Annotated in this window: 15 protein-coding genes; 1 reads left to right on the plus strand and 14 read right to left on the minus strand. The window is 62.0% G+C overall.

The window, feature by feature from the left end; all coding sequences use genetic code 11:
• Positions 1–24 precede the first annotated feature (24 nt).
• The 13 genes from M0H32_RS10475 to M0H32_RS10530 form a co-directional block, all read right to left on the minus strand.
• The gene (locus M0H32_RS10475; protein WP_425607310.1) at positions 25–1,329 is read right to left on the minus strand and encodes a multidrug effflux MFS transporter; all 1,305 of its coding nucleotides are present in this window, start codon (positions 1,327–1,329) and stop codon (positions 25–27) included.
• A gap of 114 nt (positions 1,330–1,443) precedes the next feature.
• On the minus strand, positions 1,444–1,905 hold the full coding sequence (locus M0H32_RS10480; RefSeq protein ID WP_248153639.1) for a molybdenum cofactor biosynthesis protein MoaE: 462 nt from the start codon (positions 1,903–1,905) through the stop codon (positions 1,444–1,446).
• Between the two features lie 3 nt (positions 1,906–1,908).
• On the minus strand, positions 1,909–2,160 hold the full coding sequence (gene moaD / locus M0H32_RS10485) for a molybdopterin converting factor subunit 1 (RefSeq protein WP_248153641.1): 252 nt from the start codon (positions 2,158–2,160) through the stop codon (positions 1,909–1,911).
• A 37-nt stretch (positions 2,161–2,197) separates the two neighbouring features.
• Positions 2,198–2,770 carry a CDP-diacylglycerol--glycerol-3-phosphate 3-phosphatidyltransferase gene (gene pgsA, locus M0H32_RS10490; protein WP_248153642.1) on the minus strand — a complete coding sequence of 191 codons (573 nt, stop codon included), beginning with the start codon at positions 2,768–2,770 and terminating at the stop codon, positions 2,198–2,200.
• A gap of 103 nt (positions 2,771–2,873) precedes the next feature.
• Positions 2,874–3,164: an HlyU family transcriptional regulator gene (locus tag M0H32_RS10495; RefSeq protein WP_248153643.1), complete on the minus strand. Its 291-nt coding sequence runs from the start codon at positions 3,162–3,164 to the stop codon at positions 2,874–2,876.
• A gap of 248 nt (positions 3,165–3,412) precedes the next feature.
• Positions 3,413–4,150, minus strand: coding sequence for a dienelactone hydrolase family protein (locus tag M0H32_RS10500; RefSeq protein WP_248153645.1), 738 nt, complete (start codon positions 4,148–4,150; stop codon positions 3,413–3,415).
• Positions 4,151–4,265: 115 nt separating this feature from the next.
• Positions 4,266–4,400 carry a hypothetical protein gene (locus M0H32_RS29460; protein ID WP_282449317.1) on the minus strand — a complete coding sequence of 45 codons (135 nt, stop codon included), beginning with the start codon at positions 4,398–4,400 and terminating at the stop codon, positions 4,266–4,268.
• Positions 4,401–4,467: 67 nt separating this feature from the next.
• The gene (locus M0H32_RS10505) at positions 4,468–5,046 is read right to left on the minus strand and encodes a thymidine kinase (protein ID WP_248153646.1); all 579 of its coding nucleotides are present in this window, start codon (positions 5,044–5,046) and stop codon (positions 4,468–4,470) included.
• A gap of 97 nt (positions 5,047–5,143) precedes the next feature.
• On the minus strand, positions 5,144–6,253 hold the full coding sequence (locus M0H32_RS10510) for an endonuclease/exonuclease/phosphatase family protein (RefSeq protein WP_248153648.1): 1,110 nt from the start codon (positions 6,251–6,253) through the stop codon (positions 5,144–5,146).
• 80 nt (positions 6,254–6,333) lie between these two features.
• Positions 6,334–7,887 (minus strand): tetratricopeptide repeat-containing sulfotransferase family protein, encoded by a 1,554-nt coding sequence (locus tag M0H32_RS10515; RefSeq protein WP_248153649.1) that lies wholly within the window; start codon positions 7,885–7,887, stop codon positions 6,334–6,336.
• Between the two features lie 97 nt (positions 7,888–7,984).
• A complete protein-coding gene (locus M0H32_RS10520) occupies positions 7,985–9,547 on the minus strand; it encodes a tetratricopeptide repeat-containing sulfotransferase family protein (RefSeq protein ID WP_248153650.1) in 1,563 nt (520 codons plus the stop codon).
• 53 nt (positions 9,548–9,600) lie between these two features.
• Complete coding sequence (gene uvrC, locus M0H32_RS10525) at positions 9,601–11,577, minus strand: excinuclease ABC subunit UvrC (RefSeq protein WP_248153652.1); 1,977 nt, start codon at positions 11,575–11,577, stop codon at positions 9,601–9,603.
• Between the two features lie 70 nt (positions 11,578–11,647).
• Positions 11,648–12,667 carry a calcium/sodium antiporter gene (locus tag M0H32_RS10530; RefSeq protein WP_248153653.1) on the minus strand — a complete coding sequence of 340 codons (1,020 nt, stop codon included), beginning with the start codon at positions 12,665–12,667 and terminating at the stop codon, positions 11,648–11,650.
• A 366-nt stretch (positions 12,668–13,033) separates the two neighbouring features.
• Between M0H32_RS10530 and M0H32_RS10535 the strand changes: the two genes are divergently transcribed.
• On the plus strand, positions 13,034–13,702 hold the full coding sequence (locus M0H32_RS10535) for an outer membrane protein (protein WP_248153655.1): 669 nt from the start codon (positions 13,034–13,036) through the stop codon (positions 13,700–13,702).
• A gap of 169 nt (positions 13,703–13,871) precedes the next feature.
• On the opposite strand, the gene M0H32_RS10540 is transcribed toward M0H32_RS10535, so the two are convergent.
• On the minus strand, positions 13,872–14,522 hold the full coding sequence (locus M0H32_RS10540; protein ID WP_248153656.1) for a glutathione S-transferase family protein: 651 nt from the start codon (positions 14,520–14,522) through the stop codon (positions 13,872–13,874).
• Positions 14,523–14,541: the final 19 nt, after the last annotated feature.

Raw genomic sequence — 14,541 nt, forward strand, 5'->3', positions numbered from 1 at the left:
GAGAGATTGCTCCGGCGTGCCGGTTCAACCGTGCGGCGGTTGGTCATGGAGCGCGTGGAACATGCGGCCGCGCTCGGCATAGAGAATGCAGCCTATTGCGCAGAGGCCATAGACGGAAAAGGCCAGTCCAAGCGGCTGGGTGGTTCCGTCGAAAAGCTGCCCCATGACGTAGCCGAGAATGGCGCCGCCGAGCGTCGAGATGGTGCCGATGACCGATGAGGCAGTGCCGGCTATGGCGCCGAGCGGCTCCATGGCCATGGCATTGAAATTCGCGCCCAGGAAGCCGAAGCTGGTCATGATCGCTGTGGTCAGCACCAGGAACAGCCAGAAATTCTCAAGCCCCAGGGACGGCAGCAGCCAGACGACGAAGCCGAGCGCGGTATAGATCACCGCGGCGCCATGAGACAGGCGGCGCATGCCGATGGCCTCGACCAGCTGGGCATTGGTGAAGGACGCGACCGCCATGGTGATGGCAATGGCGGCAAAGACGATTGGAAACAGTGTGCCCAGGCCGAAAATGTCCACGAAGATCTGCTGCGACATGGCCAGGAACGAGAACAGGCCGCCGAAGATGAAAGCGGTGCCGACCATGTAGCCAAGGCTGACCCGTGTGGTCAGCGCGGTCAAATAGGCGCTGGTGATGGTCTTCAGCACCATCGGCCGGCGTTTTTCATGTGCCAGCGTTTCCGGCATCCGGAGCGCCGACCAGACCATCATGGCAAAGCCGGACAGGAGCAACAGCGCGAAGATCCAATGCCAGCCTGCGATCAGCAGCACGGCCTGGCCGACGGAGGGAGCCACCACGGGCACGGCCATGAACACCATCATCACCAGCGACATCACCTTGCCCATGCGCCGGCCGGTGTAGCAGTCGCGGACGACGGACAGGGCCGACACACGGGCGGCGGCGCAGCCGATGCCCTGCAGCACGCGGGCAATCAGCAGAGTGTCCAGATCCATGGCGAAAATCGCGGCGACGCTGGCCAGGCTGTAAAGCGCCAGGCCGCCGACAAGAATGTGCCGGCGTCCGAAGGCGTCGGTGACCGGGCCGAAGAACAGCTGGGCGCCGCCAAAGCCGACCAGATAGGACAGCAGGATCAGCTGACGGTTGTTTTCCTCGATGATGTTGAGCGCGTCGCCGATGGCGGGCAGGGCGGGCAGCATCACGTCGATGGCCATGGCGTTGAGCGCCATGATCATCGCGATGATGGTCACGAACTCGGCAAAGGGGATGCCGGGCTCCCTCAGGACTTCGCTGGACGCGCCGGAACGGGCGGGCTCTGCCGCCGGCTCGCTGATGGCATCGGAGGGTTCACTGTCGTGTTTCACGGGGTCGGGACCAATTTAACGGCGCGGTCCGAAGAGGCGGCCGCACAAGAGAGAGTAGAGAAAGGCAAGCGGCTTCGAAGCCGGAAAGACTGTCAGTTTAGGTGTTTGTGCGGTTCAGGTCCAGCGCGCGGCATCCTTGTCGTCGCCGTCCTTGGCCTCTACCCAGCTGGTTTTGCCGGTCTCGGCAAAATGCTCCTTCTTCCAGAAGGGCGCCTTCGTCTTGAGGTAATCCATCAGGAAATCGGCGGCCTCGAAAGCGGCGCGGCGATGAGACGAGGCGGCCACCACAAGCACGATATTGTCACCGGGCGGGATCTTGCCGTACCGGTGGATCACCGTGAGGCCTGTGAGCGGCCAACGGGCGGTGGCGTCTTGCGCGATCCTGGTCAGTTCGGCCTCGGCCATGCCCGGGTAATGCTCCAGCTCAAGCGCCTCCAGCGTGCCGGCCTCGTCGCGGCAGAGGCCGGTGAAGCTGACCAGGGCGCCGACATCCTTGCGGCCGCCGGTCAGACGCTCGGCTTCGGCCTTGGCATCGAAATCTTCTGCCTGGACGCGGACAAGGGGCGTTACGGTCATTCTTCAGCCGCCTGTCATTGGCGGGAAGAAGGCGACTTCGCTTGCATCGCCCAGGATCGCGTCCGGCTCCACATGCATCTGGTCGAGTGCGACCCGGATGGCGTCCTCTTCCTCGAAGGCGGCCGCGTGATTGTCGTCGAGGGATTTCAGGTGGCTGATCAGATCGGCAACCGTGGCGACGGATGCCGGCACGTCGATGGTTTCTTCTTCGACGCCGACCCGCTCACGGACCCAGGCAAAATAGCGGATGTTCATCGGACCTCCAGGTGGTGGGCAATCGGCAGCAGGCGACCTATTCGGTGATCAGGTGGCCGATGCCCGCGCGGAAATAGTCGTAGCCCGTATATAGGGTCAGGATGGCGGCGAGCCAAAGCGAGACCAGGCCGATATCCGTCGTATAGGCGAAAACCGTATCGCCCGCGGGCCCGGCCAGCAGGAAGGCAATGGCCACCAGCTGCACCGTGGTCTTCCACTTGGCCAGCTGGGTCACAGGCACGGAAACTTGCAGCTCGGCCAGGAATTCGCGCAGGCCGGAGACAAGAATTTCGCGGCACAGGATGATGATGGCGGCGATCATCGACCAGCCGCCGATGGTGCCGTCACCAGCCAGCATCAGCAGGCTGACGGAGACAAGCAGCTTGTCGGCGATCGGATCGAGCATGCGCCCCAGGGCCGATTGCTGCTGCCACGCCCGGGCGAGATAGCCGTCGAAAAAGTCCGTGATCGCCGCGACAACAAACAGGCCAAGTGCGATCCAGCGCGGCGTTGTGCCTTCGAAATAAAAGCAGAATGCCACAGCCGGGACCGCCAGAATGCGCCCATAGGTAAGAAGATTGGGCAGGCTCAGAACAATATTGCGTTTCATGTCGGCTTTCGAAGTGCTGGCAGCGCGGCCAGGCCGGTCCGATGGACAGGCCGGAGATGCGTGTGCCGGAACCGGTCCCCAAGGGTCGGGAACCGGCCGGACCTCAATCGAATAGGCTCTCGCCCATCTGGTCAATCATCATTTTGGCTTTGCGGATCATCTCGTTGGCGGCCGCCTGCTCGTCCGGCAGCGTGTCCGCACGGATGAAGGTGTGCACCTTGGTGGTCTCGCCGACCTGTTTCTCGATCCGGCCGGAGACCTGCCATTGGCCATTGTTCGGCTGCGGCTCCGCGACGATCAGGAAACCGTCATAATCGGCCGTAACGGCCTTCGATTTGCCTTTTGTGCCGTCCCCGGAGGAGGAAAACAGCGATTTGAACATCTTGCCGAGCATCTGAGGCCTCTATCCCGTGTCTTTGCCCTCTTTTACGAGGGCAGGCGGGGGGCATCAAGGGGGCAAGATAACAGAAGGGCGACGTGGCAGAAGCCAGATTAGGGGTATGTCTCTCCCATCGAAGTGTTTTCTTCAGGAAACCGCTTCCTCATGGAATGATGGAGCGCGCCCTCCCGGACCAGAAAGTCTTTAAAGGAAAAGCGCCCGCGATCGGAGCGATCACGGGCGCTTTTCAGTGCAATCAAGCTTCAGCCGGCGAACCGCTCGGCCAGAAAGTCCGAGAAGGCGTCCCAGCTGGCAGTATCGGCCCGCTCCTGGTACCGGTTCGACCCGAACACGGTGAAGGCATGCGGCGCCTTGGAATAGACCTCGATGGAATAGGTGTTGCCGGCCGTTTCAAGCTCGGTCGCGAGCGTGGCGACATCTTCCATCGTGATGGACGTGTCAGCGCCACCATGGAGCACCAGCAGCGGCGGTTCGTCGCCATCCCAGGACTGGCCTTCCGGTGTGGAGAGCCCGCCGTGGAAGGTGGCGTAGCCGCTTGACTGACCACCCATGTCGCTGCGGGCCATTTCCAGCGTCACCGCGCCACCGAAACAGTATCCCATCACGACCATTTGCCCTTCGCCGGACCGGTCGGTTGCCTGGGAGATGCCGGCCTGCAACAGCGCGCGCATGCGCTCGCGGTCCTGGTAGAGCGCGCCGGTCGCCGCCCGCCTGTGATCCACCGTCTCTGTCGGCGTGTCGTTTCCGAACATGTCGAGTGCGAAAGCGTTGTAGCCCATCTCGGCAAGCATGTCCGCGCGCTTGCGCTCGTAGTCGGTCATGCCATCCCAGTCGTGAACGATCAGGACGAGACCCTTCGCATCGCTTGCCTCGGCGAAGTAGCCAGTGAACTGTTCACCGTCCACCTCATAGGGGACGTCCTCGGCGAGAGCAGGCGTCGCGAAAAGCATCGAAGCCGCCAGTACAGTTTTCAAATGCATAGATGTTCCCTTAACAGTTGAAGGTCTCCGCACCACGCTGCCGCGCGGGCGGCACGATTGCAGGGAATATGGGGCGACGTCTGACGGGGGCAACCGGAGCAGGCGCGGGGGCGCTTTAGTCCGACGGGGACCGGGCACCGTCTTCTTCGAGGAGGTTGTTCAGGTTGCGCTCGGCCGCGGTGTCGCCTTGTTCGGCCGCGCTGCGAAAAAGCGCGGTGGCCTTGCGGAAACTGGCCGCGGCATGGGGCATGTCCCTGGAAACGCCCGGCCTTCCAGATAGAGATAACCGAGAACGGTCCGCCTGAGGCGGCTGACAATCACCCCAGTTCCCGGCGGCTCCAGTGGTTGCGGCAAAGCGAGACATATTTGTCGTTGCCACCGATCTCGACCTGGTTGCCTTCCTCGACAATGTTGCCGTCGGCGTCGAGGCGGGCGACCATGGTGGCCTTGCGGCCACACCAGCAGATCGTCTTGACTTCCTTGAGGTTGTCGGCGAGCGCCAGCAGGGCGGCACTGCCCGGAAAGAGCTTGCCCTGGAAGTCCGTCCTGAGGCCATAGCACATCACCGGGATGCGCAGCTCGTCGGCGACCCTGGCCAACTGCCAGGCCTGGTCCTCGGTCAGGAACTGGGCTTCGTCGACCAGCACCGCGTCGACCTTGCCGGCCTCACGGGCCTTGTTGATGTGGTCATAGACGTTGTCCTCGGATGTAAACACGTCCGCCTCCGCGCCCAGTCCGATCCTGGAGGCGATCCGGCCCTTGCCGGCGCGGTCGTCAAAGGCGGCGATCATCAGGAGCGTGGTCATGCCGCGCTCCTGGTAATTGTAGGCGGCCTGCAGCAGCAAAGTGGATTTGCCGGCATTCATGGTCGAGTAGTTGAAATAGAGCTTGGCCATCGGGATCGTCGCGGGAATCGGTCTGTTCGGTCCCCGCAGTCTTCAAAAAACCGGGCGGCAGCTCAAACACTTTCCGGTTGAAGCCACAGGCAATGACTCAATTTTCGGCTGAAGTGGTCTGACCCAGCTCCACAATCAGCGGCAGGTGATCTGAACCTATATCGGGACCCAGCGAGACGTCGACGACCTGCATGTCCTTCGAGACCGCGAACTGGTCGACCGGCGCGCCCAGGATCCAGTGCAGGCGAAAGTCGAAGAAGAACCGTGTGGTCTGCGGCCAGCCATCCGGATAGGCGGTCTTCAACCCGTTCCGCTCCAGGGTCTCCTGAAAGCGCGCCGACCAGGGGGCGCTGTTCCAGTCGCCGATGGCCAGTATATTATCGCCATTCTCGGCTTTGAGCGTGTCGAGGACGGTATCGACCTCGTCGAAATAGCTGCGCTTGTTCAGCCAGCGGGATTCCGTGCGCGGACTGTCGGGATGGATTACCACCAGGTGAAGCGGGGCCTTGCCGGTGTCGAGCGTCAGCGACATCAGTTCCCGGTCAGCGTCGTAATAGACATTGGCGCCTGCCGGCAGCTCTCCGCGGATGACCTGTTCTTCCGACTTCAGGATCGGAAAGCGGGAATAGACGGCCAGGCCGCCGAGATCGCCGACCTTGAGATATTCGGGAAAGCCGTTTTTACCCGCGCTGCCGACCTCGAGCCCGAAGCGCTCCCAGCGCCGTTCCTGCAGCCACCACAACACTTCCTGGAGGACAACGATATCCGGTTTTTCCTGCTCCAGAAACGCCTGCAGAACCTTGTCGCCCAGGAACAGATGTTCGAGATTGATGGAGACGATCTTGATCGGCTTGTCACCCGCCGCGAGCGGTCCAAGCGGCTTGGTGTTGGCCAGTGTGCGGGCTCCGGTCAGGCCGGCGAGCGTCAAAAAAGCAATGACCGCTATTGCCCAGATTAGGCGGTAGATCAGTTGCAGGCGGTGGTGGACCACAAAACCGAGCGCGCCGCCCAGACATCCGGCGATCCCCGCGGCCAGAAACTGCCGCAGGAAGAAGCTCATGTTGTCGGCCAGCCAAAAATCCGGCGCAAAGAAGGTCGACAGGCCCATTGCCGAAACGCCGATCGCGCCGAAGCTGCCGCACCATCCTATCAGCGAGAGGAGCGAGGCGAACAGCGAACGCGGCTTGGGTTTAGTCCTGAACAGCATGACGACCTTTCCGGAAACCTGACGAAGGAATCATTGCACTGTGCATAGCACACGCGGCCGGCAAGGTATCGGTTTGAGGCTTATGCGTCGCCAAGGGCGGTCAGCAACGGTTGTATATGGGCTTCATACTGCCGCCAGCGATCGATCGACGTGCTGTAGACCGGTTGGCGCACCTGCTGCCGGCTGAAGGTGAACACCTGCGTGTCCTCGCCCGGCGGCGTCAGGCATGTCTCCGACCAGGTGAGACCCGCATGGTCGATCAGCGCCCGGCTTTCTGTCTCCTGATCCCTGATCAGGGCTTCGTAGGACTGCTGGCGCAACGAGACAGGCAGCACGGCAGTCCAGTGATCCATCAGCGCCTGATACTGGCGGTAATAGTGGCCGAGGGACGCCTGGTTGGCGTTGTAGCTGTGATAGGCGGGAAGCGGGGTCATGTAGGCCGAGACACAGGTGTCGGCTGGATTGCGTGTGACGTGAATGAAGGTGGCCTTCGGAAACAGCAGCGCGAGCAGCCACAGGTTCTCGAAATTGTGCGGCATCTTGTCGATCACGCGTCTCGCCTTTTTGTCGAGGCTTTCCAGGAGGCCGAGATATTTGCGACCGATCCGCTGTGCGTCCCGCTTGTCGAGACGGAGCACGCCGTCGAAGAATGCGGGCTCGTGCAGCTTGCCCTTCGCCATCTCGCGAAGGCTGTCGGGAATGAATTGCAGTTCGCCGGCTCCGGCCGCGTTTGGGTGGCGGGCAATGATCTGTTCTACCAGGGTGGTGCCTGAACGCGGCATGCCGACCACAAAGACCGGTTTGTCGCTTGTGAGAGCAAAGTCCTTGCGCGCTTCGAAAAAGGCCGGCGTGAAGACGGTTTTGCAAGTTTCGACGAACCACGTCTGCCGCTTGGCATTGTAGCTGCCGTAAAGGCCCTGGCGGTAGCCGTCGAAATAGCGGAAGGCTTTCGCCGTTTCGCCGCGGCCATCCAGGATCTTGCCGGCGGCCATAGCAAGTTTGGTGATTTCGGGGGAGGCGGCTCCGGACGGGAGACCGCTTAGGATGCGTTCGATAGGGGCAAGCGCGTTTTCCTGCAGGTCCTTGCTGCGCGACTGGGCCGCGGAGATCAGCGTGGCCGGATCGTCCGGCGTTTCCTCGAAGGCCGCTGCCAGGTGGCGTTCCGCGGCTTCGCCGTTGCCGAGCGTTGTTTCCAGTTCATAAAGTCCCAGATGTGCGCGCGCAGAACGAGGCTCAATCTTGAGCGCCTGCTCAAATGCCTGACGGGCCATGACGGGACGGCGGAGATCGGAATAGACCTCGCCGAGGGTGCGTTGGGCATATTCCGATTTCGGTGCGAGCGAAGCGGCCTTGCGTGCGGGAACAAGGGCGTCTTCGCTTTGGCGGTTGATGTTGAGCGCGCTGGCGAGGGTGGCCAGCACCCTTGCATCCTTTTTGGCCGACTTGGCCGCTGCAGACAGATGAAGGACGGCGCGCTCCGACTGGTTGGCCGAAAGGAACACGAGGCCGAGTCCGTATTGAACCTGCCCGTTGGACGGATCCCGGTCGGCAAGGTTCTGGAGAAGGGGCAGGGCGTCGTTGAGCTGTCCGGCGGCGATCAGGGAAAAGGCGTGGTCGATTTGGGTGGGCTGCATCTTGGTCCGGTCTGTTGGTCTGCCCCGGCGTCGATTTCATGACGCAGAGGTAGTTTGCTTTTAACAAGCCAACCGGACAATGCAAACCGAACGGACTTCAGTCTTCTGATCCTGCTTGTGACAATCCCTTCAGCAAAGGCTGGATCTGGTCGCGATATTTTTCGAAGCGGTTGACGGCCCCTTTATAGATCGGCTTGCGCACCTGGGTCATGCTGAAGGTGAACACCTGCCCCTCGTTGCGCTCGTGCTGGCTGCAGGCCTCGTCCCAGACAAGGCCGGCGTGGCCGATGAGTGCCGGGCGTTCGGAATCGGGCTCTGCAACGAGTGTTTCATAGGACTGATGACGCAGGGCGACCGGCAACACCTTGTCCCAGTGCCGCATCAACCCGGCATAAAGGCCGTAATAATGGGCAAGCGTTTCCTGTGACCGGTTGTAGGTATGCCTGCCGGGCAGCGGGGTCATGTAGATCGAGACGCAGGTATCCGCCGGATTGCGGGTGACATGGATAAAGGTGGCGTTCGGAAACAAGAGCGCGAGCAGCCAGAGATGCTCAAAATTCTGCGGCAGCTTGTCGACCACGCGGGCATTTTTCTTGCCGTAGCTCTCCAGGAGCGCCAGGTATTTGCGGCCAATCTTGTGCGCCTCTTTCTTGTCCAGACCCCGGGTCGCCTTGAAGAAGGCGTCGCCCCTGTCCTGGCCGCACAATGCCGAGACCTGGTCTTCGAAAAAGGACAGCTCCCCGGCGCCGGCCACTTTCGGATGCGCCGACAGGATGGATTCCACCAGGCTGGTGCCCGAGCGCGGCATACCGAAGACGAAGACGGGCCGGTCGCTCGAAAGGGCAAAGTCCTTGCGCTCCTCGAAAAAGTCCCTGTTGAAGACCTTTTCGAAGGAGGTGAAAAAGGCCTGTTCCCGGTCGGCGTCATAGGGACCGTACATGTCCTGCCTGTGCAGGTCCAAATAGTGAAAGGCCTTGGCGTAATCCCCGGCATCGTCGCAGATCTTGCCAGCTGTAAAGGCGAGCCGGGCGCGGTCCGCGCCCGAGACGGGACGCCGCGGATCGCTGAGGATGATATCGATCCGTTCGAGAGCCTCCAGCTTGAGGCCGGGGTCTGAAACGTCCCGGGCATTGATGAGGACGGACGGATCGTCCGGCGTGAGCTCGTAAGCGCTGCGATAGTGCTGTTCGGCGCCGTCCATGTCGCCGAGCGAGATTTTCAGCCTGGAAAGGGCCAAATGCGAGACGGCCGATGCCGGGTTGAGCTTGATGGCGGCTTCAAGCGCATGTTCGGCCATCACCGGGCGGCGCAGCCGGGCATAGGCTTCGCCAAGGATCCGGTGGGCGAACTCCGATTTCGGGTCCAGTGTCGTTGCCTTGCGCGCGTGCGGCAGGGCGTCTTCCGGACGCGAACCGGCGATATAGGCGTCCGCAAGCGTAGAAAAGATCTGAGCTTCCTTCTTGGCCACCTTGGCGGCGGCCTGGAGGTGATCGACGGCCTTGTCCGGAAAGCCGATCGACAGGAAGGCCACGCCGAGCCAGTAATTGATCTGCGGGTCTTTCGGGTTGGCGGCCTGGAGCTCGGACAGGATTTCGAGCGCCATGCCGAAATCGCCTGTTTCAATGCAGTGCAGCGCTTCACCGAGCGAATTTTGAAACATGACGGCTCCGCTTTACGGGTTGTGGGGCCCAGGATCCGGCACCCGGAAAAAGATCATTCATGAAAATGGTCATAGACCAGTTTGGCAATGGCTTCGGAAATGCCCGGAACGGCGGCAAGATCGTCGACCCCTGCCTTTGACACCGCCTTGGCGGTGCCAAAATGGGTCAGTAGCGCCTTCTTGCGGGTCGGGCCGATGCCGGCGATTTCGTCCAGTGGGTTGCGGACAATGTCCTTCTTGCGGCGTGCCCGGTGGCTGCCGATGGCAAAGCGGTGAGCCTCGTCGCGCAGGCGCTGGACGAAATAGAGCACCGGGTCGCGTTCCGGCAGCATGAAGGACTGGCGGCCGGGGATGAAAAACTTCTCGCGGCCCGCGTCCCGGTCCGGTCCCTTGGCGATGCCGACCAGCGGCACATCGGTGATGCCGAGCTCTTCCAGGGTCTCGCGCGCGGCTGTCAGCTGGCCCTGGCCGCCGTCGATCAGCACCAGATCGGGCCAGGCGGGCATGTCGGTGCTGGCCGGGGCTTGCTCAGGCGTGTCTTCAACGTCCTGGTCGTCTTCAGGCTCGGTGGCTGCCGCCTGCTGCGGACGGGCGTGTTCTTTCAACAGCCGGGAGAAGCGGCGTGTCAGCACTTCGCGCATCATGCCGTAATCGTCGCCTGGAACCAGATCTTCGGACTTGATGTTGAACTTGCGGTACTGGCCCTTGGTGAAGCCTTCCAGCCCGGCGACGATCATGCCGCCGACTGCGTTCGTGCCCATGATGTGGGAGTTGTCGTAGACCTCGATCCGGCGCGGCGGTGCCGGCAGGTCGAAGGCCTCGGCAACACCTTTCAGGAGCCGCGCCTGGCTGGAGGTTTCGGCAAGGCGCCGGCCAAGGGCCTCGCGGGCATTGGTCAGGGCGTGATCGACCAGTTCTTTCTTTTCGCCGCGCTTGGGCGCGTTGACCTCAACCTTGCGGCCGGTGCGCTCGCTCAAGGCTTCGGCGAGCAGGTCCTGTTCGGTGAGCGCGTGGCTGAGCAGGATCTGTCTCGGCGCGGGTTTGTCGTCATAGAACTGGGCGAGGAAGCTTTCCAGAATGTCGGCCTCTTCCAGCGACTTGTCGGCTTTCGGAAAATAGGCCCGGTTGCCCCAGTTCTGCCCGGTCCGGAAGAAGAAGACCTGGACGCAGGTCTGACCGCCTTCCTGGTGGATGGCGAAGACGTCGGCCTCCTCGACCGATTGCGGATTGATGCCCTGGTGGGCCTGGATGTGCGACAGGGCGGACAAGCGGTCCCGGTAGATGGCGGCACGCTCGAATTCCAGATCGGCAGACGCCGCTTCCATCTGTTCGGCAAGCTGCTTCTTGATCAACTGGCTGCGTCCGGAGAGAAACGCCTTGGCCTCGGAAACAAGACCAGCATAGTCCTCCGGATCGATCTCGCCGGTGCAGGGACCGGCGCAGCGCTTGATCTGGTATTGCAGGCAAGGACGGGTGCGGTTTTCGTAAAAACTGTCGGAACAGGTGCGGATCAGGAAGGCCTTCTGCAGCGCGTTGATGGTGCGGTCAACGGCGCCGGCGGAGGCGAAGGGGCCGAAATAGTCCCCCTTGCGCTTGCGCGCGCCGCGATGCTTGACGATCGCCGAGGACGCGTGATCGCCGGTCACCAGAATATAGGGGAATGACTTGTCGTCGCGCAGCAGCACGTTGAAGCGGGGGCGAAGCCGCTTGATCAGATTGGCTTCCAGCAGCAACGCTTCGGGTTCGGTCTGGGTGACGACGAATTCCATCGCGGCGGTTGCCAGGATCATGCGGATGATCCGGTTGGACTGGCCCTGCAGCCGTGTGTAGCTGGTCACCCGCTTCTTCAGGTTGCGGGCCTTGCCGACATAGAGAACCTCGCCATTCTCGTCGAGCATGCGGTAAACGCCCGGCCCGTTGGGCAGGCGCTTGACCTCGTCGGCGATGACTTCGACGCCCTTGCGCGCGGCCTCGGGGCTGTCCCCGGCCGCGGGCGGCTCTTCCTGGTGAGAATCAGACGTGTCCTGCATGTCTGCTATTTAAGCGTCTCTTCGCGAAGGGGAAAGGGCAGGGACGCGTGTGGCGCGGCCGGCGTTGGCGTCAGGCCGTGTGCCCGAGCATGTAGACGGTGGCAATGTAGAAGATATAGGCAGCAGTCATGGCAAGGCCGGAAATGCGGCCGAGGCAGATGCGTAAGCCGGCCAGAGCGGTCAACAGCACGGCGCAGGCGAGCATCACCCAGATGTCCAGCTTGAGCACTTCCGGCGGAACGTCGATCGGCACGACGACGGCGGTGATGCCGATGATCGCGAGCAGATTGAAGATGTTGGAGCCGATGACGTTGCCGATGGCGACGGCGCCATGCTGGCGGATCGCGGCCATCACGGTGGTGGCAAGTTCCGGCAACGACGTGCCGAGCGCGATTACGGTCAGGCCGATCACCGCCTCGCTGACGCCCCAGGCAGTGGCGATGGAGGTGGCACCGGTGATGGTGAAATGCGCGCCGAGCGGCAGGCCAACCAGGCCGAGGCCGATATAGATCAGCGCGATCCAGATGGAATCCGGCACATCCTCGACCTCGTCCAGCTCATCGTCTCCGCCAAGCTCGCAAGTCGGTTCAGCGACTGCGGCGCCGGCAGACGCGGCGGCAATGGCCTTTTGTTCCTTGCGGTGTTTCTGGGCAACCATGGTCGAAGCGGCCAGGAAGACGCCGAGCAGAACCAGAAGGATCAGGCCGGCCATCAGGTCGATCGGGGTGAAGAAACAAAGCGCAATGAAGGCCAGGGTCACCGCGACCATGAAAAGCGCGTTCCGGGTCGCGCCGTCTTCACCGCAAGGCGTGGCCGCAATCAGTGCCGGCAGGCCAAGGACAAGCAGAACATTGGCGATGTTCGAACCGACCACATTGCCGATCGCGATGCCGCCTGCGCCTTCCATCGCCGCTTTCAACGAAATCACCAGTTCCGGAGCAGACGTGCCGAAGGCGACAATGGTCAAGCCGATGACAAGATTGGGAATTCCAAGACGCTGGGCGACCCCCACAGAGCCTCTGACCAGGACATCGCCGGCAATAATCAGCACAACAAGTCCGCCTGCGAGGCTTATGTAGTCAAACAGCATTTATGAGTTCCGGTTCCGGTCTGATGTGATCGACGTGCACGTCTTAAGAGGATGGCCCAATTCCTGTTGGGCGCCTTATACGCAATAGATTGGTTCGGGGAAAGCCAGAGACAAGGATCTTTCTACCCGCCAAATGGATACGCCGATTGCAAATTGCAATGGCCTTAACAGGCTATTCAACCTGCCAGATTGTTGCCGCCATTTGTCACCAAATCTCCTAAGTCTCAATTCCGATCCGCCACAAACGCTCTCCATATCTCCTGACAGGGGGAGAGTGGGGACGCGGCTTAGCTCGTCCTGCTCGCAATGGGTCGGCCTTGGAAACCGGCCTTTCAGAAAGAGTATTGTGGATCTGGAGTATCTCTCATGAAACGTCTTGCACTTGCTGGCATGGCACTGACCGCCGCATCGGCCGCGACCGCGCCGGTGCTTGCAGCGGATTTGCCGCAGTCCCCGGCACCGGCCTATGAGGCGGTTCCGGCTCCGCAGCAATCGATTGACTGGTCCGGCATCTATGTCGGCGGTAATCTCGGCTGGAACTTCGGCAACTTCGACAATCAGTCCGGCAGCACCAGCCTGAGCACCAGCGCCAACGGTGTCGGTGGTGGCCTTTACACAGGCTACAATTTCCAGGTGACGCCGAATGTGATCGTCGGTGCGGAAGCCGACTTCAGTCTCACGGACCTGAAGGACTCGCGCACCAATGGCGGCTTGAATCTTGAATCCAAGTCCAACTGGAACTCCAATATCCGGGCGCGCGTCGGTTACAGCTTCGACCGCTACCTGGTTTATGGTGCCGGCGGTCTGGCCCTGGCCGATCTGGAACTTTCCGGCAACGGCGATTCCGATCGCAAGACAGCCCTTGGCTGGACGGTCGGCGCGGGCGGCGAGGCTGCCATCACCAACAATGTCAGCGCCCGTCTGGAATATGTCTACCAGGATTTCGGCAGCCAGGACTTCAACCTGAACGGAACCGGCGTCAGCTCGGAATTCAACAATTCCCAAGTCCGCATGGGCATTGGCTACAAGTTCTGATCAACGCCGCAAACGGCATTGCGGGCCCGGCACCTTCTGGTGCCGGGCTTTTTTGTGTTCAGAAACGTATTTTTGACGGCAGGCTTATGGGGCAGACGCATGTGCGGGATGCCGGGATGCAAACTGCATGGTTTGGAAGCCGCCGTGGAGATGGCGACCCGGGCCAGTCTTACTGCAGCAGGGCCGGGTCGTTGTCCGGCACGGGCGCCGGTGGTACCTTTGTGCCGGTGAAGGCCGGAACGGCGGCTTCGAAGGCATCCAGCCAGGCGACCAGTTTCGGATGCCCCGAGCGCCAGTCACCGCCGAACCTGATGTCCAGATAGCCGAGCGCGCAGGCAAGCGTCAGCGTGCCGGCGTCGATGTCGGCGGTCGTGGACGGTTCCGCCGGCACATTCGCCTCGAAATAGGCAAGGCCGCGCGCCATCTTGGCCGCCTGATAGGCGTCCCAGGCCGGGTCGCGGTACTTCGGCTCCTTGAAGCGCTTCTCATAGACCCGGAGAATGGCCGCTTCCATGATGCCGTCGGCCAGCGTCTGGTTGCGCAGCACCGCGAACCGGGCTTCACCCGCCGGGAACAGCTTTTCGCCACCGGCGAGGAAATCGAGATATTCCACAATGACGGCGCTGTCGTAGAGCACGTCGCCGTTTTCCAGGATCAGGGCCGGGATCTTGCCGAGCGGGTTTTGGCTGCGCAGGCTGTCGGAGGGATCGGCGGTGTTGGCGTCTTCGATCTCGATCCGGTCCTTGAGGCCCAGGATCGCCGCGGCGAGCTTGACTTTGCGGCCGAAGGGGGACGGGGGCGACGAGCGCAGTTTCAACATGATCAGACCTCCAGAAGGA

Source organism: Roseibium sediminicola (genome assembly GCF_023156505.1).
GTDB lineage: Bacteria > Pseudomonadota > Alphaproteobacteria > Rhizobiales > Stappiaceae > Roseibium > Roseibium sediminicola.